Below are 22,533 nucleotides of genomic sequence, written 5' to 3'. Positions count from 1 at the left end.
GTCATGACCAGATCGACCCGCCAAGATACCGGCCAGGAGCAGTTCCTGACGGTCCTGTCGCGCGACGAGGCGCTCGCCCGTTTCGAGGCGGCGCTATTTCCGCGAACGATCCCGACCGAAGAACTGACGCTTGCGGATGCGCTTGGGCTGGCGCTTGCCGATGATGTCATGGCTCCTATCGACGTGCCTCCCTTCGACCGTTCGAACGTCGATGGTTTTGCCGTGCGCGCCGCCGACATGGCCACCGCGTCGGAGGCCCTTCCTGCCAGGCTCCTGCTCAACCACGAAACTATCGCATGCGGTGTTGCCCCGCAAATACCTGTGCTCGCAGGCACCGCCACCTCCATCTCGACGGGCGGTCCCGTGCCGCGCGGCGCCGATGCCATCGTCATGGTGGAGCACACTCAACCCACCGAAGGTGATGCCATCGAGGTCAGGCGCGGAGCCTCGCCCGGCCAGTTCATCTCGAATGCCGGATCCGATATTGCCCGCGGTGAGGTTCTGCTGCGTGCCGGAACGGTGATCGGCTCGCGAGAAATTGGCATGCTTGCCGCCTGCGGAATTGCGCTGGTGACGGTGGCGCGCAAGCTGCGCGTGGCGGTTTTGTCGACTGGCGACGAACTTGTCCAACCGGGCGACGCCCTGCGACCCGCCGGCATTTACGACGCCAATGGGGCAATCGTCAGCGCCGCGATAACTGAAAATGGCGGCGAGGCGAGCTTTCTCGGCGCGTATCCGGATGACGAAGCCAAGCTGGAAGCCGCCATGCGCGAGGCGCTAGCGGCCCATGAGGTGCTGATACTGTCGGGCGGGACGTCCAAGGGCGCCGGTGATGTCAGCCACCGCATCGTGAACCGTCTCGGCGCGCCCGGCATCGTTGCCCATGGCGTGGCGCTGAAGCCGGGAAAGCCGCTCTGTCTCGCCGTTTGCGACGGCAAACCGGTCGTCGTGCTGCCGGGATTTCCGACTTCGGCCATGTTCACTTTGCACGACATGATCGTACCTTTGCTGCGCCGCATGGCGGGCCTGCCGCCTCGGACCGAAGCGAAGGTCACGGCAAAGGTTCCGCTGCGCATTCCATCCGAACTCGGCCGCACGGAGTTCGTGATGGTATCGCTGGTCGAGGGTGATGAGGGGCTGGTCGCCTATCCCACCGGCAAGGGCTCGGGGGCGATAACCTCCTTTGCCCAGGCGGATGGCTTCATCAGCATCGAAGCTTTAGCCGACAATATGCCTGCCGGAAGCGAGGCTTCGGTCACGCTGTTCACACCGCACGTCCGTGTTCCCGATCTCGTGGTGATCGGCAGCAACTGCACGGGCCTGGATCTCGTCGTGGGCATTCTGTTTCGCGCCGGCCTGACGGTGCGGTCTATCGCGGTCGGGAGCCTGGGCGGCCTGGCCGCGGCTAAACGGAGCGAGTGCGATATCGCGCCCATCCACCTCTTCGACGCCAAGACGCAAAGCTACAATGCGCCGTTCCTGAGCGACGGCCTCGAACTCGTGGAGGGATGGCGGCGCATGCAGGGCATCGTCTACCGCCCAAGCGACATCCGCTTCCAGGGGGCCGACGCAGACGAGGCGGTGCGTGCCGCACTCGCCGATCCAAATTGCATGATGGTCAACCGCAACCAGGGCTCGGGTACACGTATCCTGATCGACCAACTGCTTGGTCCGGCGCGTCCCGACGGATATTGGAACCAGCCCCGCTCGCACAACGCCGTCGCGGCGGCCGTGGCGCAGAACCGAGCAGACTGGGGCGTCACCATTGCGCCGGTGGCGCAATCAGCCGGGCTCAGTTTCATTGCGCTGAAGGAAGAGCATTATGATTTCGCGCTGGTCTCTGCCCGCAAAGAGCGACCCGCGGTGCAGGCCTTCCTTACCGCGCTCACTTCGCCTGAATTCAACGAGGGGATCGAGCCCATGGGTTTTATCCGGCCTGGCTAAGGTGCCAGAGCCGTTCGGCCTCGGCAAAATCTTCGACCGTGTTGACATTGAAGAATGGATCCACCGGCTTGGCCGGCCAGGACGCGGTGGCAACCTGGTAGCGAGCCGTCCAGAGGTCGATTTTGCGAATGCCCTCTTCGACGAGTGCATCGCGTAACTCATTGCGCATCGCCACTTGCCAGAGTCCGATGACAGGATGCGTCCGGCGCGCTGACATCGCCACCGCCAGATCCGCACCTTTCGCCAAGCGCGCCCGATGCAGCCGTTCGACGAGGTCGCGCGGCAAAAAAGGACAGTCCGCCGCGACGCTGACGATCCATTCGACGTCGGGCCTGTTCTCCTCAGCCCAATCGAGGCCCGCAAGCACGCCAGCGAGCGGCCCCGGATAGTTCTCGACCGGGTCGGCGACGACTGGAAGGCGAAAGCGGTCAAAGCGGGCAGGGTCGCCATTGGCGTTCAGCAAGAGCCCGTCGCATTGCGGGCCGAGGCGATCGAGGACACGATCGAGGATCGTGAGTCCGTCGATCCGACGCATGGATTTGTCGCCACCGCCCATGCGCCGGGCGAGCCCCCCGGCGAGAACGACGCCCAGGGTGGGCACCTTCTTATTCGCCATCGGCGGCTCCCTTGCGTCTGTGACGAGGTGCTTCCTCGTCGACGGAAGCGAGGTCCTGGTCGAAGACAATCCGATCCTCGCCAGACAGCACGGCGAACCGCTTGCCGCGCGCCCGGCCGACGAGCGTCAAGCCTGCCTGACGCGCCAAATCGACGCCCCAAGCGGTAAAACCCGAGCGTGAGACGAGGATCGGAATGCCCATTCGAACCGTCTTGATCGTCATTTCCGACGTCAGCCTGCCCGTCGTATAAAGGATCTTGTCGGCCGGATCGATGCCGTGGCGATACATCCAGCCGGCGATCTTGTCGACGGCATTGTGGCGCCCGACATCCTCCATATAACAGACCGGCGTTCCTTCCTTGCAAAGCACGCAGCCATGAATCGCGCCCGCTTCAAGATAGAGCGACGGCGTCGTGTTGATCGTACGGGTCATTTGGTAAAGCCAGGAGGTGTGCAGTACGGCTGCCGGCAGAGCGGTATTTTCGAGCGCCTCGAGAAGATCGCCGAAAGCCGTACCCTGCGCGCAGCCTGAAGTCTGCGTCCGTTTCTTGAGCTTCTGCTCGTAATTGGTGTTGCGCTCGGTACGAACGATCACGACCTGCAGGTCGTCGTCATACTCGACTTCGGTTACGACGTCGTCGAATTTGAGCATGTTCTGATTGAGCAGGTAGCCCAGCGCCAGATATTCGGGATAATCGCTGATCGTCATCATCGTGACGATCTCCTGCGCGTTCAGATAGAGCGTCAGCGGGCGTTCAACGGGGACGCGGACTTGAATAGCGGCGCCCGTATGATCGATGCCGCTGACCTGTTCGGTCAATCGGATGTCCTCCGGACTCGGCATGATGATGGCGGGGTCTGGTCGGCTTTTCATCTGCTGCATGGCGCTCTCTTGAAAATTGCAATCCCGCTCGCCGGGGTGGATGCATAACCTTCAGCTTGACGTCTACTATATACCCTGTTCAAACGCAGGCCGGTCGACAAAAGCGCCTATAAGCGCAGACTGGCTTGCCGGATGGCGCCGAGCTGCCGGTTCGGCCAGATCCACAGAGGCTGAAGGCTCGATGGCGCAACTTTCAGACGACTGCTTCGCTTTCGGCGGCCCGATGCGATCGGTCGATGATACCGCCGCACTGATTGCTTCACGGCTGACCGTTGTGGACGAGACCGAAACCGTCCAGCTGGCGAATGCCGATGGGCGCGTCCTGGCGAGAGATTTAGTTGCACCGCTGCCCCTGCCGCCTTTCACCAACTCAGCCGTCGACGGCTATGCACTGCGCGGCGACGACCTGCCGGGAACCGCTGAAAAAGCTTTCCTCGTGAGCGACAGGATCCAGGCCGGGGTGGCCCCGGATCGGCCCGCCGCGCCCGGACAAGCCATACGCATCTTCACTGGCGCTCCGCTGCCGGAGGGGGCAGACACGGTCTACATGCAGGAAGATGTCCGTGTCGACGAGACCGGCAGGGTCATTCTTCCGCCGGGCCTGAAAAGGGGAGCCAACGTGCGGCCGGCGGGCGAGGATGTCGCAGCAGGCAAGGTGGTCCTGCAGGCCGGCCAGCGCATGCGCCCGCAAGATGTTGCGCTCGCCGCGGCTCTCGGCATGACGCAGCTCGAAGTCCGGCGCAAAGTTCGCGTCGCGATCTTCTCGACCGGCAACGAGATCGTCGCGCCGGGAAATGTCCGGGGACCGGCCCAGCTTTTCGATTCGAACCGTTTCATGCTTATGGCCATGCTCGCAAGAGTGGGCTGCGAGACCACCGATTTGGGCATTCTGACTGACGACAGCAGCCTGATCGCGGATGTGCTGAGCGAGGCTGCCCCAGGCCAGGACCTGATCCTGGCCTCCGGCGGGGTCTCGACCGGGGAGGCCGACTGCGTCAAGGCAGCACTAGAGAGTGTGGGCACCCTGGTATTCTGGCGGGTGGCCATAAAACCCGGCCGACCAGTCGCCATGGGGGTGATCAGGGGAACAGCCTTCATTGGGCTGCCCGGAAATCCGGTGGCGAGCTTCGTCACATTCGCCCATATTGCGCGCGCCGCGATCTTGGCACTGGCCGGCGCACGGCAGCAGCCACCAATTTCGCGGCCTATTCGGGCCGCCTTTTCCTACCGAAAAAAGCCGGGGCGACGCGAATATGTGCGGGTAAGCCTGCGTGGAACGCAGGACGGTACATATGAAGCCGTCAAATTCCAGCGCGAGGGCGCGGGCCTGCTGTCTTCTTTGGTCCAAACCGACGGCCTTGTCGAACTCGGCGAGGAAGTAGCCCAGGTAGAGCCGGGTCAGACCGTTCAGTTCCTCGCCTATTCGGACCTGAATTGACGAACGCCGTCGGGCCGGCGCACGCAGTTTGCCGAGACCCCTGGCCGCTCTCATTTGCGGCAGCCGGGAGGCCGTGGCCGTTGACGACCGGTGACCGGTCCGCCATGGTGCGCCACCATGACAACGAGACAGCTCGATCTGACGGGATTGAAATGTCCCTTGCCGGCGCTGAAAACCCGCAAGGCGCTCAGCGGCATAAGGCCAGGCGAGCGTCTTGAGGTCCGTTGCACCGATCCGCTGGCGGCCATAGACATTCCCAATCTGATCAAGGAAACGGGCGACCGCCTGGAGGCGACGGAACGGGATGGCGACCACATCATTTTCTTGATCGAGAGGGCGCAAGCTGCCCCGGTATAAACCGTGCGACAAATCAGGGCGCAGATCAGTTCTGTCGCGGCGCCCCGGGATGCTAAAAATTGCCAGACCGGCATTGCTTCAACTCGTGTGCCAGGTCCTTGATCAAAGGTGCGCCGGGCTCAAGGGCAGGATACGGCTCACTTGAACTGTAATGCGAGAAACTGACAACGATATCGGTGGCTTGAGCCGCCTTCCTCAGACGAAGGGTTCGCGCCGGGAGGAGAGAGAATGACAATGCAGCAACGGCGGTCCCCGGATCGCGGACCCAAAGGGCGGGCGCTGGATGACGTGGCCCTGGCAGATGTCCGGGAACTTCTTGGCCATCGCGAACGGCGCCGGGATCTCTTGATCGAGTTCCTGCATCTGATCCAAGACCACTACGGTTGTCTGTCGGCCGCGCATCTGCGCGCGCTTGCCGAGGACATGCGCCTGTCCCAGGTGGAGGTTTACGAGGTCGCGACCTTCTACGACCATTTCGATATCGTGAAGGAAGGCGAGGCGCGGCCCGCGCCGCTGACAATCCGGGTTTGCGAATCGATAAGCTGCATGCTGGCGGGCGCGGAACGCCTGTTTGGCGAACTGGCCGGCGACGCCGACCCGCAGGCCATCCGCGTCATGCGTGCGCCCTGCATGGGCCGCTGCGCCACCGCCCCTGCCGCGCGCGTCGGCGACCGCGAAGTCGACCACGCGACAAGCCACAAGCTGTTGGCGATGGCGAGAGACGGGGACATCCGCACAGCGGCGCCTGACTATGTCGGCTTGGATGCCTATCGCGCTGCCGGTGGGTATCAGCTCTTGCAGAAAGTGCGCGACGGCGTGCTGACCACGAATGCCATTATCGAGATCATGGAGCACGCCGGCCTGCGCGGCCTCGGCGGCGCCGGCTTTCCGGCCGGCAAGAAATGGAGTTTCGTGCGCGGCTATCCAGGGCCGCGGCTGATGTCGATCAATGGCGACGAAGGCGAGCCTGGCACTTTCAAGGACCGCGTCTATCTTGAAAGCGATCCGCATCGTACCTTAGAAGGGGCGCTGATCGCTGCCTACGCGGTGGAGGCCAAGCGCGTTTACTTCTACATGCGCGACGAATACCCAGCCGTGCTCGCCATTTTGCGCGCCGAGATCGTGGCGCTCGAGGGGGCCGGCATCGTCAAGCCCGGCTTCATCGAACTGCGGCGCGGCGCCGGCGCCTATATTTGCGGCGAGGAAAGCGCGATGCTGGAAAGCATCGAGGGCAAGCGCGGCATGCCCCGACACCGGCCTCCTTATATTGCCGAAGTCGGCCTTTTCGGACGCCCGACACTCAACCACAACGTCGAGACGCTGTGGTGGATTCGCGACATCGTCGAGAAGGGGCCCGAATGGTTCGCCGCGCAAGGCAAGCCCGGCCATCAGGGAATTCGCTCCTGGTCGGTTTCCGGACATGTGAAGGAGCCGGGTGTCAAGCTGGCCCCGGCCGGCGTCACCGTGCGCGAATTGATCGAGGATTATTGCGGCGGCATGGCAGACGGGCATGAATTCAAGGCCTATCTGCCAGGTGGAGCCTCGGGGGGCATCCTTCCGGCGTCGATGGGCGACATTGAACTCGATTTCGGCGGCGAACTCGCCAAACAGGGCGCCTTTGTCGGCTCACATGCGGTGGTCGTGCTTTCGCAAGCCGACAATATCAAGGATGTGACCCTCAATCTCATGAATTTCTTCAAACATGAGAGTTGCGGGAAATGCACGCCGTGCCGGGAAGGAACCGAAAAGCTTGTAACGCTCTTGAAAGAGAAGGGCGTGCCCAACGAGACGGCGATGCGCGACCTTGAAACAGTGATGCGAGATTCCTCCATCTGCGGTCTCGGCCAGGCGGCGCCCAATCCGGTCAATCACCTTTTGACGCATTTTAGGGATGATCTTTGAAATGGCAGATGGCGTCATATTCACCCTCGACGGTAAAACGGTCACAGCTGCTGACGACGAGACCATTTGGGACGTTGCGAAGCGCGAAGGCACCAGGATCCCGCATCTGTGCCATGTTGACATGCCGGGCTATCGGCCAGACGGCAATTGCCGCGCGTGCATGGTCGATGTCGAGGGCGAGCGGGTGCTCGCCGCCTCCTGCATCCGCAAACCTTCCGCCGGAATGGTGGTGACGACGGATACCGAACGGGCCAGGAAATCGCGCGAGATGGTGTTCGAGCTTCTCGCCAGCAATATGCGGCCGGCGGCCGACGGTCCGGATCAGCAGTCGATGTTCTGGCAGTGGGCTGGTTCGATGGGGATTTCGGGCGATCGCTATAGCTCAAAATTTGCCAGCGACGATGTTCGGCCGGAATTCGACATCACGAATCCCGCCATTGCCGTCAATCTCGATTCCTGCATCACTTGCGGCGCCTGTGTGCGGGCCTGCCGCGAGGTCCAGGTCAACGATGTGATCGGCATGGCCGAACGCGGCAATCACTCGCTTCCCGTCTTCGACATGCACGATCCGATGGGCCTGTCGACTTGTGTCACCTGCGGTGAATGCGTTCAGGCCTGCCCGACCGGCGCGCTCTACGAAAAGTCGCTGATGGACAAGACAGGTAAGACCCGCGTCATCCAGGAATTCGACAAGGTCATCGACACGCTGTGCCCGTTCTGTGGCGTCGGCTGCCAGACCAGCGTTGCCGTCAAGAACAACAAGATCGTCCAGGTCGATGGCCGTAACGGCTATGCCAACGAGAACCGGCTCTGCGTCAAGGGGCGTTTCGGCTTCGATTATGCCATGTCGCCTGAACGGCTGACGAAGCCGCTTATCCGCCGCGACGACGCCCCGAAATCGGGCGATTTGGACATGCGCGGCGTCGATCCGCTGACCGTGTTTCGCGAGGCTACCTGGGAAGAGGCGCTCGCGCGTGCCGCCGGCGGGCTGAAGCGCATTCTCAAGGATCATGGCGGGCAGGCGCTGGCCGGCTTCGGCTCGGCGAAAGGCTCCAATGAAGAGGCTTATCTGTTCCAGAAGCTGGTGCGCCAAGGCTTCGGCACCAACAATGTCGATCATTGCACGCGGTTGTGCCACGCATCGTCGGTGGCAGCACTCATGGAAGGCGTCGGTTCGGGAGCAGTTTCGGCGCCCTTCAACGACGCGCTGAAGGCCGAATGCATCATCGTCATCGGCGCGCGGCCGACCACCAACCATCCGGTCGCCGCGACCTATTTCAAGCAGGCGGCCAAGCGCGGCGCCAAGCTGATCGTCATGGACCCGCGCGGCCAGGACCTGATGCGCCATGCGTCGCATTCGCTGCGGTTCAAGGCTGGCAGCGACGTCGCCATGCTGAACGCGCTGATCCACGTCATCGTTGAGGAAAAGCTCTACGACGAGCAGTATATCCAGGCCAACGCTTCCGGATTCGAGGCGCTGAAGGCCAAGGTGAAGGATTTTTCGCCCGAAGCGATGGCCGAGGTCTGCGGTGTCGAGGCGAGCGTGCTGCGCGACGTCGCCCGCACCTACGCGACCGCCGAGCGGTCGATCATCTTTTGGGGCATGGGCATTTCCCAGCACACACACGGGACCGATAATGCGCGCTGCCTGATCGCTCTGGCGCTGATCACCGGACATGTCGGCCGGCCGGGAACCGGCCTGCACCCGCTGCGCGGCCAGAACAACGTGCAGGGCGCATCCGATGCCGGGCTCATCCCGATGTATTTCCCCGACTATAAATCGGTCGAGAACATCGACATCCGCGGCGCCTACGAGAACTTTTGGGGCCAGACGCTGGACCCCAAACGGGGCCTGACGGTCGTCGAAATCATCGACGCCATCCATGAAGGCGAAATCAAGGGCATGTACATAATGGGCGAGAACCCGGCCATGTCCGATCCGGACCAAACCCATGCCCGGCAAGCACTGGCCATGCTCGACCATCTCGTGGTGCAGGACATCTTCCTGACCGAGACCGCTTGGCATGCAGATGTGGTGCTGCCGGCCTCGGCACATGCCGAAAAGCTCGGCACATACACCAACACCAACCGGCAGGTGCAGATTGGGCGTCCAGCGCTCGAACTGCCAGGCCAAGCGCGTCAGGACTGGGAACTGATCGTCGAACTGGCGAGGCGCGTGGGTCTGGACTGGAATTACGGCCATGTCTCGGATGTCTATGCCGAGATGGCCAGCGTCATGCCTTCGCTCAAACACATCTCCTGGGATCGCGTCGAACGCGAGGGATCGGTTGTCTATCCGGCCGACGGCCCCGACAAGCCTGGCAACGAGATCATCTTCTCGTCCGGATTCCCGACCGCGGACGGACGCGGCCGCATCGTGCCGGCCGATTTGCTACCGCCCGATGAGGTGCCCGATGAAGAGTTTCCACTGGTGCTCACCACCGGCCGCCTGCTCGAGCATTGGCACACCGGCGCCATGACGCGCCGGGCGGGCGTGCTGGACGCGATCGAGCCACACGGGATCGCCGCGATGAACCCTTATGAGATCAAACGGCACGGCCTACGCCAAGGGGAGATGATTGCGGTCGAGACGCGGCGCGGCACGGTCGACGCCATCCTCCGCGCCGATCGGGAAGTCGCCGACGGCATGGTGTTCATGCCGTTCTGCTTCAACGAAAGTCCGGCCAACATGCTCACCAACCCGATGCTGGACCCCTACGGCAAGATTCCGGAGTTCAAATACTGCGCCGCACGAATTGCGCCGGCGGCGAAGGCCGAAGCTGCCGAATGAAACCGATATCACGCCATCTACACGACCCAGAGGGCTGGGCGTGCCATTCGTCGGCCCGCAGCCCGCGTTCGCTTCGCAAGCGTCTCCGAACGGTGCGGTGCTGTCCGGCCTAACGTCCATCTGGTCGAGCTCTGAGGCCGAGGCAATTGAAGCGGCTGGCCTGCTGGCCGCAGCCCGTCCAAGTGGATGAGCACCTTGGCGAGAATGACCGCTCCGCAACAGGCTTCCTTCCACCCGCCGATTTCGAACGAGTCGCTTACTCCTGCTTCGCTAATCCACATGAGAGTGTCCGCGGATGGGACCGTGCGATGCCCAGGAACTCAAAGTACGGGCCGGGTTTCGCTTCTTTGGGACCCATCCGACGGCGATATTGCTTTCGTCGCACGGCGGTGTCGGCACGCTCTTGCTATGCGAGCTACTGGATGCGCCGATTTCGCGCAGTCGGCATCAACCGTTCCCTGGACATTTCTTCACTTTCGAGTGGCCGGGATACGAGGTCATCCACGAGTGGCGGCCGATCGCCGAGGGTTAAACTCAAGCTTCCCCCCGAAAATCGGCGATCAATACAAACGGCTGACGAACGAACGGAAGCAGAAACAATGACACAATTACCTGCGTGAATGATCCTGATCAGCGGAAGGCGATGACATCTGCTTTGACAAGAGGTGGAATCAACAAAGAGCGAGTGCCCATGGCCGGTGGCAATAACGATCGGATGCTGTTTGCGACTGCGTTGGCGCGGCGCGGCGGCGAGCTCGGCCTGCAATATTTCCGACAACTGGAGACGCTCACAATCGAGAGCAAGGGTCATCAGGACCTGGTTTCCGAGGCCGACCGGAATGTCGAGACGTTTATCCGCCAGGAGCTTGCGACTCAGTACCCGGAAGACGGCGTTATCGGAGAGGAACACGCCGCACTAGCGGGCGGATCGGGTTACACCTGGGTGATAGATCCGATCGACGGCACTGCCAATTTCCTGCGCGGCATCCCAGCCTGGACCGTCGTCATCGCCTGCGTCAAGGAGGGGGTGACGGTCGTGGGCGTTATCCATGAACCGTCTACCGGCGAGACTTTTTATGGACGACGCGGCGGCGGAGCTTTCCTCAACAAGCGGCCCATAAAGACAAGTCCGACGACGAGTCTGATGCAAGGCTCGGTCGGAACCGGCTTCTCAAATCGGCGTGAAGCTCGTGCCGTCGCCAAACTGATCGATCTCCTGCTTCAGGAGGGCGGCGTCTTTTTCCGCAATGCATCCGGCGCGCTTATGCTTGCCTACGTCGCGTCGGGCAGGCTGCTCGCCTATGTCGAGGAGCATATGAACGCTTGGGACTGCCTCGCAGGCATGCTTCTGGTCGAAGAGGCCGGCGGATTGGTCGTCCCGCCCGATCCGAAAACGGTCCTGGAGGAAGGAACACTGGTCATCGCGGGCGGTAAGGGCGTATTCGACAAGGTCCACGCGCTTTGCAAAGAGGCGTTCAGTCTGTGATCAGCACGGGCCCGCGTTCGGGAAAGCCGATGCTTACCGGCTGCCCCGCTCGAAATGCCGTGTCGACATCCGGCGAGATCACAAAGACTTCGCCGAATTGCGTGGCGACTACGAATTCGAGGTGGCTGCCGACATAGGTCACTTTTTCAAGTGTGCCGGGCAAAGTGCCGGGAGCATTCGGTTCACCAATCTCGAGGCGGCTCGGTCTCGCCGCCAGCTTGGCTGGCCCCGGTTTGCGGCCGCGAGCCGGCAGCTTCAGGACAGCGGATCCCAGCTGCACGGTGGCGCTGTCGCCCTCGACCGACACCACCTCGCATTGGAACATGTTGGCTTCGCCGATGAAGTCGGCCACGAAAGCATTTGCGGGCTGCTCGTAGAGCTCGCGTGGCGTGCCGTCCTGAGCAATCACCGCATTGTTCATGACAATGATGCGATCGGAGACGGCGAGCGCTTCCTCCTGGTCGTGGGTGACATAGACGACCGTCAGGCCGAGTTTCTGCTGAATCTCGCGGATCTCCTCGCGCACGCGCCGGCGCAGCTTGGCATCCAGGTTCGACAAAGGCTCGTCGAAGAGCAGCACCTGCGGCTCCAGAACCAGCGCCCGCGCTACCGCCACTCGCTGTTGCTGTCCACCCGAAAGCTGGCTCGGCAGGCGGTCGCCGAAGTTGGAGAGTCCGACCAGCTCAAGCCCTGCTCTGGCCCTCTCGGCCGTCTCCTTCCTCCCGAAGCCGGAAAAGCCCAGGCCGTATTCGACGTTCTGGGTCACGGTCATGTGCGGGAAAAGCGCGTAAGATTGAAACACCATGGACACATCACGATCGGTAGCCGGCAAACGGGTGACGTCGGCGCCCCCGATCAGGATCTGGCCGCCCGTTACCATTTCCAGTCCAGCGATCATGCGCAAGGTGGTCGTTTTGCCGCAGCCCGACGGTCCAAGGAGGGTGACCAGCTTCCCGGCCTCGATGAACAGCGAGACGCCATTGACGGCGGGCGCCTTGCTCTTGCCGTAGATCTTGGTGACGTTCCTGAATTCGACTGAGGCGGCGTTGCTGCGAATTTCGGCCATCATCCGCCTCCCGAGATCGCCGGCTGTGGACGCGCCACCACTGACTGGCTGACATTGGTGCGCGACTGCGCCAGATCGCCGTCGAGACCGCGCCGGCCGATCATGCGGCTGCCAACAGCAAGCTGCATCAGGCCGATCACCGCTAGCATGACACCGATCAGGACGGCGGAATAAGCGATGGCGATGCCGTATTCGTTATTCTCGACGCGGCCGACGATGTAGCTGGTCGACATGTCGTACTGGGCGCTGACCAGAAAGATAATGGCGCTGATGGCGGTCATTGCGCGAACGAAGGAATAAACCAGCGCGGCAAGGATGGCCGGCCGCAGGAGCGGCATCACCACCTTGCGGAAGGTTTGCCAGGAGTTAGCGCCGAGAGTCAGGGAGGACTCGTCAAGGCTGCGGTCGATCTGCGACATCGACGCGACACCCGCGCGAACCCCGACCGGCATGTTGCGGAAGATGAAGGAGAGCACCAGGATAATGCCGGTGCCGGTGAGCTCGATCGGCGGCACGTTGAACGCGATCACATAGGACACGCCGATCACAGTGCCGGGAATGGCGAAGGACAGCATCGTTGCGAATTCGAAAGCGTCTTTGCCGGCAAAATTCTGGCGGACCAGCAAATAGGCGGTCAAGAGTCCGATGGCCGCGGTCAGCGGCGCGGAGATCAAAGCTATTTCCATGGTCGTCCAGAACGAACTCCAGGCCGAGCCGCGCCAGTGGACGCCGAACTCGTTCCACCCGATGGAGAACGCCTTCACGTAGTGTTCAAAGGTCAGAGAGAAATCGACGCCCCACAGCTTGACGAAGCTGCCGTAGAAGATCGTCGCATAAATCAGCAAGGTAAAAAGCGTCCAGACAGCGGCTACCGCGACGACGAGGTTGCGGAATGTTGCCGGCAGAAGCGGGTGGACGCCGGCGTCGCCTTTGCCGGAAACGGTCGTGTAGGACTTTTTGCCGAGCCAGAATCGCTGGGCGTAGAAAGCCCCAAGGGTAAAGAACAGGAGTACGAGGGCGAGGATCGCCGCCTGCGCCTGGTCGTATTGTGCGCCGACAATGGCGAAGAAGATCTCGGTGGACAGAACGTCAAAATTGCCGCCGAGCACCAGCGGATTGCCGAAGTCAGCCATGCTCTCGATAAAGCCGAGCAGAAAGGCGTTGGCTAGACCCGGCCGCATCAAAGGTAGAGACACGGTGATGAAGGTCTGCCAGCGATTGGCGCGCAGGGTCTGGGCGGCCTCCTCCAGGGAGGGGCTGACGCCCTCGACCACTCCGATCATCACCAGAAAAGCGATCGGCGTGAAGGCGAGCACCTGGGCCATGAGCAGGCCAGGCAGTCCATAGATCCATCGCGTCGGACGGACGCCGATTAGCTCGGCGAAACCCAGGTTGATGGCGCCCGAGAGGCCGAACAGAAGAATGATGGCGAGGCCGATGACGAAAGGTGGTGTGATGATCGGCAGCACGGTCAGCGCGCGCAACAGCGCGCCGTAGCGAAAGCCAGTACGCGTCACTACCAGGGCAAAGACCAAGCCGAGTGCGGTGGTCATCACGCCGACCAGAATGGCGAGAAACAGCGAATTCCAGGCGACGCCGCAGCGCGGACCGCCGAAAAGGCAGCCGAGATTCCAGAGCCGGTCGCTGGAGAGTTTTGCGAGAAAGATGGGAAGCGAATAGTCGCCCTCTTGTGTGAGCAGTGCGCTCCCCAGCATTTGACCGATCGGCATGAAGATGAAGATGGTGACCACGGCGACGACGAAGCCGATCGAGCCGACGACGAACTCGTCGCCGGCCACCGCGCCGCGCGCCGCAAGCCCTAGGGTGAACAGGAACAGGAACGCGCCGCTTACGAGCAGTGCTCCCCAGCCCATGCCGAACTGGCGGTCGTCGAGCTCGCCAACGAGCCAGGTCAGCCATTGCCACTGGAAACCGCGCAGACCAATGCCGAAACCTTGAAGCAGGAAGTAGGCGACGCCGGTCGCGCCGACGACGATTAGCAAATTCCCAAAGAAAGGGTCGGACTTCCTGCGCCCCCATAGCAGGAGCGGCGCGAGAAGCAGCGGCCCGAGGGGTGCAAGCCAGAGTTTCTCGCCTTGCAGCACAAGGAAAAGCGCCGGCGCGACGTCATCGTCATGCGGATAGCCGTCCAACAGCCAGGACAAGGTGAAGAAGTTGCTTTCCAGCCCATACCAAGGCAGCAGCGCATAGCCGACCAATCCGACCGCCGTCCACAGGACGACGGTCGGGTGAAGCGCGCTCGTGGCAGTGCGGACGCGCATGATTACTGCGGCAGGGTCGAGACCTCCGTATCCCACTTCTGCAGCAGGCGCTTGCGCTCGGCGCTCGATCCATACTTCTTGAAGTCGTAGTCGATGAGCTTGATGGTCGACAGGTCGGGCGACAGGTCGGACGCGGTGGCGTTCTTATTCGAGGGCAACTGGAACGACTTCACGTCCTTCGCCTTCGACTGCATCTCGGCGGTCAGCGCCCAGTCGTAGAACTGCCTTGCTGCTTCCGGGTTGCGGGCGCCCTTGATCAGCGACATCGAGCCGATTTCATAGCCGGTGCCTTCGCACGGCGCCACCGTGACGATCGGGAAGCCGGCTGCCGTCTGCGTCACCGCGTCATGCATGAAAACGATGCCGATGGTCGTTTCGCCAAGACCCGCGGCCTTAATCGGAGCGGAGCCCGACTTGGTGTACTGGTTGATGTTGGCGTGGAGGGCCTTCAGGTATTCAAAACCCTTTTCCTCCCCCATGAGCTGAACTATCGTGGCGAGCATCGTATAGGCGGTGCCCGATGAGTTTGGGTTGGCCATCTGGATGTGGCCCTTGTATTCCGGCTTGGTCAGATCGGCCCAGCATTTCGGCTCCGGCAGATTGCTCTTGGCCAACAGATCCTTGTTGTAACCGAAGCCGAGCGCACCGGAGTAGACGCCGATCGTCTTGTTGTTGGCGGCTTGCGCCTGCTTGATCGCCCAGTCGTGCAGTTCGCCCCGCATTGGGGACGTATATTCCACAGTCAGTCCTTCTTCGGCGGCCTGGAGATGAGGATCGCCGGTTCCGCCCCACCAGACGTCGCCCTTCGGGTTTCCGGCTTCGGCGCGCAACTGGGCGTATGTCTCGCCGGAGCTCTTGCGGGTCATGTCGACGGTGATGCCAGTCTTTTCCTCGAAGGTAGTCTTGATCTGCTGGCACCAGGCCTCCTCGGCGGCGCAATAGAGGGTGAGGCTGTCGGCGTAAGCCGAGGTGGCGGCAGAGACGAGCATTACAGCGGTTGCCGCCAGACGGACATAGGTCTTGTTCATGTGCGAATTTCCTCCCATTGTTTCGCCGTCTAACAAGCATCAAGCTATGCTGCGGCGACAACCAGATTGGGAGCTTTTCTGCCGATTTGCAAATCGAGTCGGTAGCGGCCGGAACAGGGCTGCCCATAGGTCCTCCCGCAATGGACCGTCGATGTTACGTCAGGCGCGTCCTCAATGAGATTCACGATTTGATGGTGAAGGAAAAGCGGATCGTCCGCGGGGCGAAGAAGGGTAAACCGATCAGGCAGGTTGCGGCAGTTCCGTTCCGGGTTGACTGCCACGGCACGTAGAGGTGATGCTGATCACCTCCAAGACGACCAACCGCTTCATCGTGCCGAAAGGCTGGCCGATGAATGGCATAAGCGGAAGGAAGACAGCAGTCGCCGAAGCATGGGAAGAGGCCGGCGTTGTTGGCGAGGCATTGAAGGAGCCACTGGCGTCTACGCCTATTGGAAGCGCCTTTCCGGTCACTTCGTGCGGGTAACCGTCAAGGTTTACCTGCTATCGGTCGTCGATGTGCAGCCTGACTGGAATGAGGGTTCCCAGCGGCAACGCGCCTGGCTCCCGCCAGCCGACGCTGCGGCCCTGATCGATGGACCCCAACTGGTCAGTCTCGTGAGATCGATGGCTCAGGCTCCTGTGCCCCGAACCAGCGGTCAGCTACATCTATCGGCAAAGTCCAGCGAATACCGCATCTGGCCAACCCTGCCGCGATTTACGCTAACGTCGGAAGATGGCGCAGAGCACGGGCCCATTTTCCGACAATCCTGGCGTCGTCTTGCGGGTGCAGAGTATCTCCGCGGTGGCCGCGGGCCGCAGCGACTACTGATGCCGTCGCTGTCGCGACGCGCCGCTGCTTGGCAAGGGACCTCACGGGGAATGGTCGCCAATGGGTCGGATTTGGCTCAGGTCCCCGATGATTTCAGAGTTGGCCTCACGCAATGACGAAGCGCGGATCCTTGGCGTGTTTGACACGGTGAACAAGAAAGAAGCTGCGATCGATCACCGCCAATTAGGGCAGCAAATTCAGATTGTCGCGAACGCGTCGATGTTGGACGTTCGCTCCGCCATGATTTCCAAGCTTTGAGAACACAGCAGTGCGAGCACCTTTGGGCGAAATACGGTACGTTGCTGGTGAGGTCGAACTGCGTGCCTTGACTGCGACGGCTTAGAGCCCGGCTGCAAGCACACGTCGAGCTCCAGGCCTTGATCGGAGTTGCGATCAACTGCTGAAGATACGGCTAATATTCCAAGATCGTCATGGAACGAAGATCGGTCAATCCGGTTTGAAACTTAGTCCGCCGGCCACCGGCAAGTAGCCGCGGATGGCTGGCTCTCCGCCAGAGGCCGGCCGGCCCGCGCCTGAAGATTGGCGCGGGCTACCGGCCATAATCGAGGCCACGCTAATGAGACAAGTCACACGTTTCCCGCTCATTCTAACCTTCATCATGATCCCCACCGCGTTGCTCCATGCTCAGACATGGCTGCCCATTGGCTTCAGGCACTTCGGCTTCGCGTTCGATGTTCCACCCGGGTTTGTGCTGACGCAGCGTTCGAATGAGGGAGCAGCGTTTGAGGGCAAAAACGACGCGTTTCTTACTGTCTGGGGCGCGCGGCTCGGTAAGGCGAGTTTTCGGACCGAGATCGAGCATCGCATGGTCGAGGACGAGCAGAACGGCTGGCAATTGACCTATCGTCGGGTGACGCCGGAATGGGCCAGCTACTCCGGTGTTAAAGACGGCCAAATCCGGTATGTGCGGGCCATCAGAGTCTGCTGGGACCGCGCCGCCCTGTTCACCATCAATTATAGCCGCAACGAGAAGATCCCCTACGATCCGATTGTAGTCCGCATGGTACGTTCGCTGAAGGCGGAAGGCTGTTAGGAGGCACCAGCCCGAATCTGCACGAGTGCGCGATAGAGGCTGTAATCAACAATGTGTACTCATCTCAAGGCAGTTCGATTTGGGAGGATGTCGCATTCTTGTGCCGCTACGCGTGCGTGCTCGGACAGAATGCCGTTAAGCCGCCATCCGCTGGTTGAAATAACCCATCGGCTGCTATGTTGTCTAAAATCGCGTTTTGTTGAACGGACCGACAGCAATCCGGCCTTCGCCTTGGTAAGGATGGTAGGATTGCGGGTCGTGTGAGCGCTGATCTGATCAAAAGGGCCAAGGCCCGAAGACCGGAATAGCCGGGACCGGCCCCTTGGCTCATGTACTGATCGGCAGCACGGTCAACGCTCTTGCGCGGACGTCGCCGGTACCACTCCTGGTCGTGAAGAAGAGGGTGCTGGAGACGGAGGGTCGAGCAGCCGTGCCGACCGACCTGTCGGACTCGTCGAAGCCGGCGTTGATGGTGGGGTTGCGATGGTTTGGGTTTCGGCGTCTTGAGCTGTTTCACGCGTTCGACCCGCCCTATCGCGGTCTGGTGGACGTCAAGGCAGCTTACGACACGCAGTTCGAGGAAAGCGCGGTCGAGAAGTGCCGGGCTTTCGTCAGGGCGTGGCAGGCGCGGATGCTGTGTCTATGACTGAGGTCATTGTCCGGCATGGGGACCCGGTGACCGGACTCGAGGTACTGACGAATGAAGCCGATACCGATCTCGTCATCGCAGGCACGCACGGACGAAGCGGCTTGATGCATGCCCTTTTGGGTAGCGCAGCCTCGCGCATTCTGAATGATGTACCCTGCGATGTACTCGTCGTGCCGAGCCGTGCGCGTTGACACTCGACTGCGTCGCGACGCTTCAGCTTCTCGCCCTGGCATCTCGGTACTGCGGACGGTCCCCCCGCAGGCGTTAACGCCTGAACCTCCGCGGCCGATGCACGCAAACTGGCCGCCGGTCGACGGACGGTGCCGACCAATAGGACGGAGCTAGTCGCATGAAAGTTTGTGACGGCTGCAGGCCTGGGGTCCAGCGAGCTGATTGCTCGCGTGGCAAATTCGATGTCGGCTGGCGTCAGCTCGCGGGGAGGGCAGCCATGTTGGCTGCTTACATTGCTTGGACCGCAACTTGCGTGTGGCGAGACCATCCCCATAAGAGAGCGGGCGTCGACATAGTCCAGCTTGGTGCCGAGCTTGACTTTTCGTCATTGCCATCCCACGTTCATAACATGTTGACCGACCGCCTTACTTTTCTCCTTACGCGGGTGTGCCCCATCGCGGGCACCTGACCCCCGGCCAGGTCGCGTCGCGCCCTGGTCGCGGGGCATAGGCCACTTTCCCTGACGCAGGGATTAGCCGCAGAGCGACATAATCCAAGACAACGATCAGGCTGCGGGCACGCCGTGCCCGGCAGCAGCATGAAACCAGTAGGAGGCCTAGATGGCTCCCGAGAGTAAGAGACAGCGCAAGCCGGCGATTACAATGACGCGCTCCGACCGCGAGCGGCTGTGGCTGCTGGCGGAATCCTATGCGATGAGGGCCCCCGATGTCGCGGACGTACTCATGGCAGAGTTGGAACGCGCGCGCGTGGTCGAAGACGCACGCATCCCGGCCGATGTCGTTCGCATGGGGTCCACCCTTCGCTTCACCAGCGACCTGGGAGAAGACCGGCGCGCGACACTGGTATTTCCGGGCGAGGCCGACATCGCCGCGGGCAAGATCTCGATCCTCACACCGATCGGCGCGGCGCTTATCGGCCTTTCCGCGGGACAGTCGATCGACTGGACTGCGCGTGATGGCCGGATCCACCGTCTGACAGTCGAGACGGTGGAGGCACCGGGTACAATCCCAAGTCCTGTTGCGCCCGCCGAACTGAGGACGGCGCCGTGATACAAGTCCTGGCCCCTTGCCGCCTTTCGCTCTTCGGAGGCTGTCTCATCGCAGGGTCGTAGCCCCTGTGCCGCCGTGCGCGGCCAGGGGATTCTCCATTCCGTTTAAATGCAACCGCTCCCGGGGCGGAGCGATGGAGAACTGCGATGCCAACAGAAACCTGTATTCTCACCACCAAGGATTTGACCATCCTCGAGGTCATGCGCGAACGCTGCCTCGGCCGGGACGATCCGCTGGCGCCGATCCTGAAGAGAAAGATCGAGAGCGCCCTGGTGGTTTTCCGCGATGACGTTCGCGTCAACGTCGCGACGCTCAGCAGCCGCGTTGCGTTCAGGGTTGACGGGCGCGAACCCGATACGCGTATTCTCTCGCACGACCGGATGAACGGGTCAGCCGGCCTGTTCCTGCCGATCACCACGCCGAGGGGGCTCGCCCTCCTTGGACTTGCCGAGGGCGAGGACTTCTTCCTGACAGACCACGAAGGGCGGGAAGAGCGTGTCGTGCTGGAGAAGGTGCACTATCAGCCGGAAGCCGCACGGCGCGAGAGGGAAGCCTTGTCGAGCTCTTCCGCTCCCGCGCAGCGCAAGCCATCGCTGAAGCTGGTTCGCGGCGCGCTCTACAACGAGCCGCGCCTCGTGCCCGCCGGGTCAGACGATTTCGACGACCCGGGACCCTCGGCTGCATGAGGCCGGTGCACAAGCGAGGGTGGAGGCCGGTTCTTTTGAAAGCGAATGCCGGCATCCAAAAGGACACCATCGGGGAGGAGTGGATATTTGTCAGTTGGAGGCTGGAATGCTCTCATATCCGGACTTGCCCCCTGTCGTCATATCTGCAGGCGACCGAAATCGTCTGCAGGCGATTGCCCAGTCCTTCCTGGAACAGTCCCACCCCCTGGCAGCACCGATCCTGCAGGAACTCCAGCGTGCGGAATTGCACGATCCTGAGGCAATCTCGGCAGACACAGTTTCGCTCGACCGCTTCGTCACTTACAGGACGGTAGGCTCCTACAAGGCAGGACGCGGGCTCCTGATCCATCCGGATGACAGAATGTGGCCTCCCGCTGAGATATCAGTGGCCACGCCTCTCGGGATCACCTTGCTCGGACTGTCGACGGGAGACCGAATGCCCATGATCGGCAGTGACATTGCAGAGCCGCCATGGATCGAGGTCGTTGCGGTAGGCCCCGCAGCGACAGGCGGTATTGCGCGCCGCGCCAGTTTCACGGGACGAGAAACTTCCGCGTCGTTTGCGGATCGGCGCCGATAGCTTAAAGAGCAGTAGAGTGTCGCCCAGTCTCAAGGAACCTCCCGTGGCTGTGTTGGCAACACTGCAGCGGCCGGTTGCATTCGGCACGCCGGGCGACGCTTCGGTCGATCTGCTATTTGCTCTGCTGTGGCCGACGCCGGATTCGAGAGGATTCGTACCCGCCCTGCGCGGAGTCTGGCGCCACTTGCGGCGCGATGGGCTTCCGAACCTACTCCGGCAATCCCGGACGGCTGCCGAGGCGCACGCCTGGATGCAAACCTTCGAGGAAGAGAGACGGGAGCGACTCGCAGACTTCCTACCAAGTCGAGAGGGTACCTGACGCTTCGAGAGCCACCGGATGGATGGATTGGCCGGTCCATCATGTCTCGAGGGCATCTCACTGAGGTAACCCAATCGAGGATGCCGCTCGCGGGAACATAGCCTTCGGCTCCAGCGTAATGTGGAAGGTCAAAGGTCGGGAGGGAGTTGATGGCCAACCCATTCTTTTCGGTCGGACATTCGAACCGAAGCCTCCATGAGTTTCTAGAGATCCTTCGTGTTGCTGAAATCGGCATCGTGGCGGATGTGCGTAGATCCCCAGGTTCGCGAACCAACCCCCAGTTCGACCAGGATCGACTCTCCCGATCGCTAGCCGAGTTCCAGATCGCCTATGAACACCTCCCGCTTCTCGGCGGACGTAGAGGAAAGACGAACTCCGTGGCGCCCGAGTTGAACGGCGCATGGCGGAACAGCAGCTTTCACAACTATGCCGACTACGCCCTCTCGCAAGAGTTCCAGAAGGGGCTCGCGATCCTGATCGATTTCGGGAGGGCACGGAGGTGCGCCATGATGTGCTCCGAGGCGGTATGGTGGCGATGCCATCGACGCATCGTTTCGGACCACCTTCTTGCGCGCGGAGAGGACGTCTGTCACCTGATGGATGGAGGCCGAGCCGAAAGGGCCGTTCTCACCTCCGGGGCGGTCATCCGTGAAGACGAGTTGGTGATCTATCCATCATACCCCTGGTCAATGCGGATGAGCTGAGCGCAGCCACGGCATCGCAGCGCAATGGCCGAGCGCTTTAGCCGCTTTCCAGCCCCGCTCGGTGTGCGACTAAATTGCATTCAAAGCGCAATAACATTCATTTGACGTTTATGTTGGTCGCCCCATTTCAGGGCTATGAGTACCACCACATGGGCCATTGAATCCCAACGTATACTTTCCGAGCGTGAGAAAGATACTTTTGCCATCATCTTTAGGCTTGGTTCGCGCTGCAGCCGAGGATCTTCGACGAAACTACTCGGAAGATGTGCTTCTCCTGACGGTCAACTCCGATGCGAGGGTCATAACGCTCTACGGAGGTCGGCGGACCGGTTGTGGCGGCAGTTGCCGGAGGCGCGGTTCCACGTTGCCGCAAAGCAGGTGAGCGGGCGGTATGCGCTGTTGGTCTGGTCTGCGAAATCCACGCGCTTTGACGCGGTCGAGGGCGCCGACAGCTTCGTGATCGAGAACGGCAAGATTGTCTTTCAATCGATCCACTATGGCCTTACGCAAAGAGGCGGGGCGATTGACAACGGTGTGACAGAAGGCCCTCAGACACGTTGAACGGGCGATTTCCTCGTGTGAAGGGAACGGCAGATGGGATTCGAAACCGTGGTCCCGGCCGGCGGCGCCCCGTGATCGTTGTCGCATTGCGCGGGGGCGAGCCGAGATAGATAGCCA

The 22,533-nt window shown here is 61.7% G+C and carries 20 protein-coding genes; 15 read left to right on the top strand and 5 right to left on the bottom strand.

Translation table 11 applies throughout. The features are described 5' to 3' along the window. The first annotated feature begins 3 nt into the window (after positions 1 to 3). Positions 4 to 1,944, top strand: a complete 1,941-nt coding sequence (locus CIT31_RS13355; RefSeq protein ID WP_095518954.1) for a molybdopterin biosynthesis protein — start codon at positions 4 to 6, stop codon at positions 1,942 to 1,944. Here CIT31_RS13355 and mobA read toward each other — a convergent pair. Beyond that, a complete protein-coding gene (gene mobA, locus CIT31_RS13350) occupies positions 1,928 to 2,560 on the bottom strand; it encodes a molybdenum cofactor guanylyltransferase MobA (RefSeq protein ID WP_095518953.1) in 633 nt (210 codons plus the stop codon). The two genes, CIT31_RS13355 and mobA, sit on opposite strands and share 17 nt — an antisense overlap. Beyond that, positions 2,550 to 3,443: a formate dehydrogenase accessory sulfurtransferase FdhD gene (gene fdhD / locus CIT31_RS13345; RefSeq protein ID WP_095518952.1), complete on the bottom strand. Its 894-nt coding sequence runs from the start codon at positions 3,441 to 3,443 to the stop codon at positions 2,550 to 2,552. The genes mobA and fdhD overlap by 11 nt, the downstream gene beginning before the upstream one ends. 181 nt (positions 3,444 to 3,624) lie before the next feature. Between fdhD and CIT31_RS13340 the strand changes: the two genes are divergently transcribed. The 5 genes from CIT31_RS13340 to CIT31_RS13315 all read left to right on the top strand — a co-directional run bounded on the left by CIT31_RS13340 (position 3,625) and on the right by CIT31_RS13315 (position 11,417). Beyond that, positions 3,625 to 4,881, top strand: coding sequence for a molybdopterin molybdotransferase MoeA (locus CIT31_RS13340; RefSeq protein WP_095518951.1), 1,257 nt, complete (start codon positions 3,625 to 3,627; stop codon positions 4,879 to 4,881). A 117-nt stretch (positions 4,882 to 4,998) separates the two neighbouring features. Further along, complete coding sequence (locus CIT31_RS13335; protein WP_095519367.1) at positions 4,999 to 5,238, top strand: sulfurtransferase TusA family protein; 240 nt, start codon at positions 4,999 to 5,001, stop codon at positions 5,236 to 5,238. A gap of 228 nt (positions 5,239 to 5,466) precedes the next feature. After that, complete coding sequence (locus CIT31_RS13330; RefSeq protein WP_095518950.1) at positions 5,467 to 7,140, top strand: NAD(P)H-dependent oxidoreductase subunit E; 1,674 nt, start codon at positions 5,467 to 5,469, stop codon at positions 7,138 to 7,140. Between the two features lies 1 nt (position 7,141). Beyond that, the gene (fdhF, locus tag CIT31_RS13325) at positions 7,142 to 9,931 is read left to right on the top strand and encodes a formate dehydrogenase subunit alpha (RefSeq protein ID WP_095518949.1); all 2,790 of its coding nucleotides are present in this window, start codon (positions 7,142 to 7,144) and stop codon (positions 9,929 to 9,931) included. 691 nt (positions 9,932 to 10,622) lie between these two features. Beyond that, positions 10,623 to 11,417, top strand: coding sequence for an inositol monophosphatase family protein (locus tag CIT31_RS13315; protein ID WP_206073358.1), 795 nt, complete (start codon positions 10,623 to 10,625; stop codon positions 11,415 to 11,417). On the opposite strand, the gene CIT31_RS13310 is transcribed toward CIT31_RS13315, so the two are convergent. Genes CIT31_RS13310 through CIT31_RS13300 form a run of 3 tightly spaced genes read right to left on the bottom strand, consistent with a single transcriptional unit; the run spans position 11,407 to position 15,793 of the window. Beyond that, positions 11,407 to 12,483 (bottom strand): ABC transporter ATP-binding protein, encoded by a 1,077-nt coding sequence (locus CIT31_RS13310; protein ID WP_095519365.1) that lies wholly within the window; start codon positions 12,481 to 12,483, stop codon positions 11,407 to 11,409. The two genes, CIT31_RS13315 and CIT31_RS13310, sit on opposite strands and share 11 nt — an antisense overlap. Beyond that, complete coding sequence (locus tag CIT31_RS13305; protein ID WP_095518947.1) at positions 12,483 to 14,765, bottom strand: ABC transporter permease; 2,283 nt, start codon at positions 14,763 to 14,765, stop codon at positions 12,483 to 12,485. The genes CIT31_RS13310 and CIT31_RS13305 overlap by 1 nt, the downstream gene beginning before the upstream one ends. 2 nt (positions 14,766 to 14,767) lie before the next feature. After that, entirely contained in the window at positions 14,768 to 15,793 is a 1,026-nt protein-coding gene (locus CIT31_RS13300; protein WP_095518946.1) for an ABC transporter substrate-binding protein, read from the bottom strand. Positions 15,794 to 16,085: 292 nt separating this feature from the next. Here CIT31_RS13300 and CIT31_RS35865 point away from each other — a divergent pair, with 292 nt between their 5' ends. The 9 genes from CIT31_RS35865 to CIT31_RS13255 all read left to right on the top strand — a co-directional run bounded on the left by CIT31_RS35865 (position 16,086) and on the right by CIT31_RS13255 (position 22,416). Continuing rightward, positions 16,086 to 16,277: an NUDIX hydrolase gene (locus tag CIT31_RS35865; RefSeq protein WP_342586923.1), complete on the top strand. Its 192-nt coding sequence runs from the start codon at positions 16,086 to 16,088 to the stop codon at positions 16,275 to 16,277. 444 nt (positions 16,278 to 16,721) lie between these two features. Beyond that, positions 16,722 to 16,880: a hypothetical protein gene (locus tag CIT31_RS34185; protein ID WP_165778430.1), complete on the top strand. Its 159-nt coding sequence runs from the start codon at positions 16,722 to 16,724 to the stop codon at positions 16,878 to 16,880. Between the two features lie 319 nt (positions 16,881 to 17,199). Then, the gene (locus CIT31_RS13290; RefSeq protein WP_095518945.1) at positions 17,200 to 17,676 is read left to right on the top strand and encodes a hypothetical protein; all 477 of its coding nucleotides are present in this window, start codon (positions 17,200 to 17,202) and stop codon (positions 17,674 to 17,676) included. A gap of 322 nt (positions 17,677 to 17,998) precedes the next feature. Further along, positions 17,999 to 18,322, top strand: coding sequence for a hypothetical protein (locus tag CIT31_RS13285; protein ID WP_133116145.1), 324 nt, complete (start codon positions 17,999 to 18,001; stop codon positions 18,320 to 18,322). After that, positions 18,319 to 18,516 (top strand): universal stress protein, encoded by a 198-nt coding sequence (locus CIT31_RS13280; protein ID WP_095518943.1) that lies wholly within the window; start codon positions 18,319 to 18,321, stop codon positions 18,514 to 18,516. The genes CIT31_RS13285 and CIT31_RS13280 overlap by 4 nt, the downstream gene beginning before the upstream one ends. Before the next feature lie 600 nt (positions 18,517 to 19,116). Next, positions 19,117 to 19,566: a nucleoside diphosphate kinase regulator gene (gene rnk / locus CIT31_RS13275; RefSeq protein ID WP_029350268.1), complete on the top strand. Its 450-nt coding sequence runs from the start codon at positions 19,117 to 19,119 to the stop codon at positions 19,564 to 19,566. Positions 19,567 to 19,712: 146 nt separating this feature from the next. Continuing rightward, positions 19,713 to 20,252 (top strand): GreA/GreB family elongation factor, encoded by a 540-nt coding sequence (locus CIT31_RS13270; RefSeq protein WP_095518942.1) that lies wholly within the window; start codon positions 19,713 to 19,715, stop codon positions 20,250 to 20,252. A 1,048-nt stretch (positions 20,253 to 21,300) separates the two neighbouring features. Beyond that, a complete protein-coding gene (locus tag CIT31_RS13260; RefSeq protein ID WP_095518941.1) occupies positions 21,301 to 21,855 on the top strand; it encodes a DUF488 domain-containing protein in 555 nt (184 codons plus the stop codon). A gap of 330 nt (positions 21,856 to 22,185) precedes the next feature. Further along, positions 22,186 to 22,416, top strand: a complete 231-nt coding sequence (locus tag CIT31_RS13255; protein ID WP_133116144.1) for a hypothetical protein — start codon at positions 22,186 to 22,188, stop codon at positions 22,414 to 22,416. Positions 22,417 to 22,533 lie beyond the last annotated feature (117 nt).

The sequence above is a fragment of the Mesorhizobium wenxiniae genome, assembly GCF_002284535.1.
Taxonomy (GTDB): domain Bacteria; phylum Pseudomonadota; class Alphaproteobacteria; order Rhizobiales; family Rhizobiaceae; genus Mesorhizobium; species Mesorhizobium wenxiniae.
This window is presented reverse-complemented; position numbering and strand designations above follow the sequence as displayed.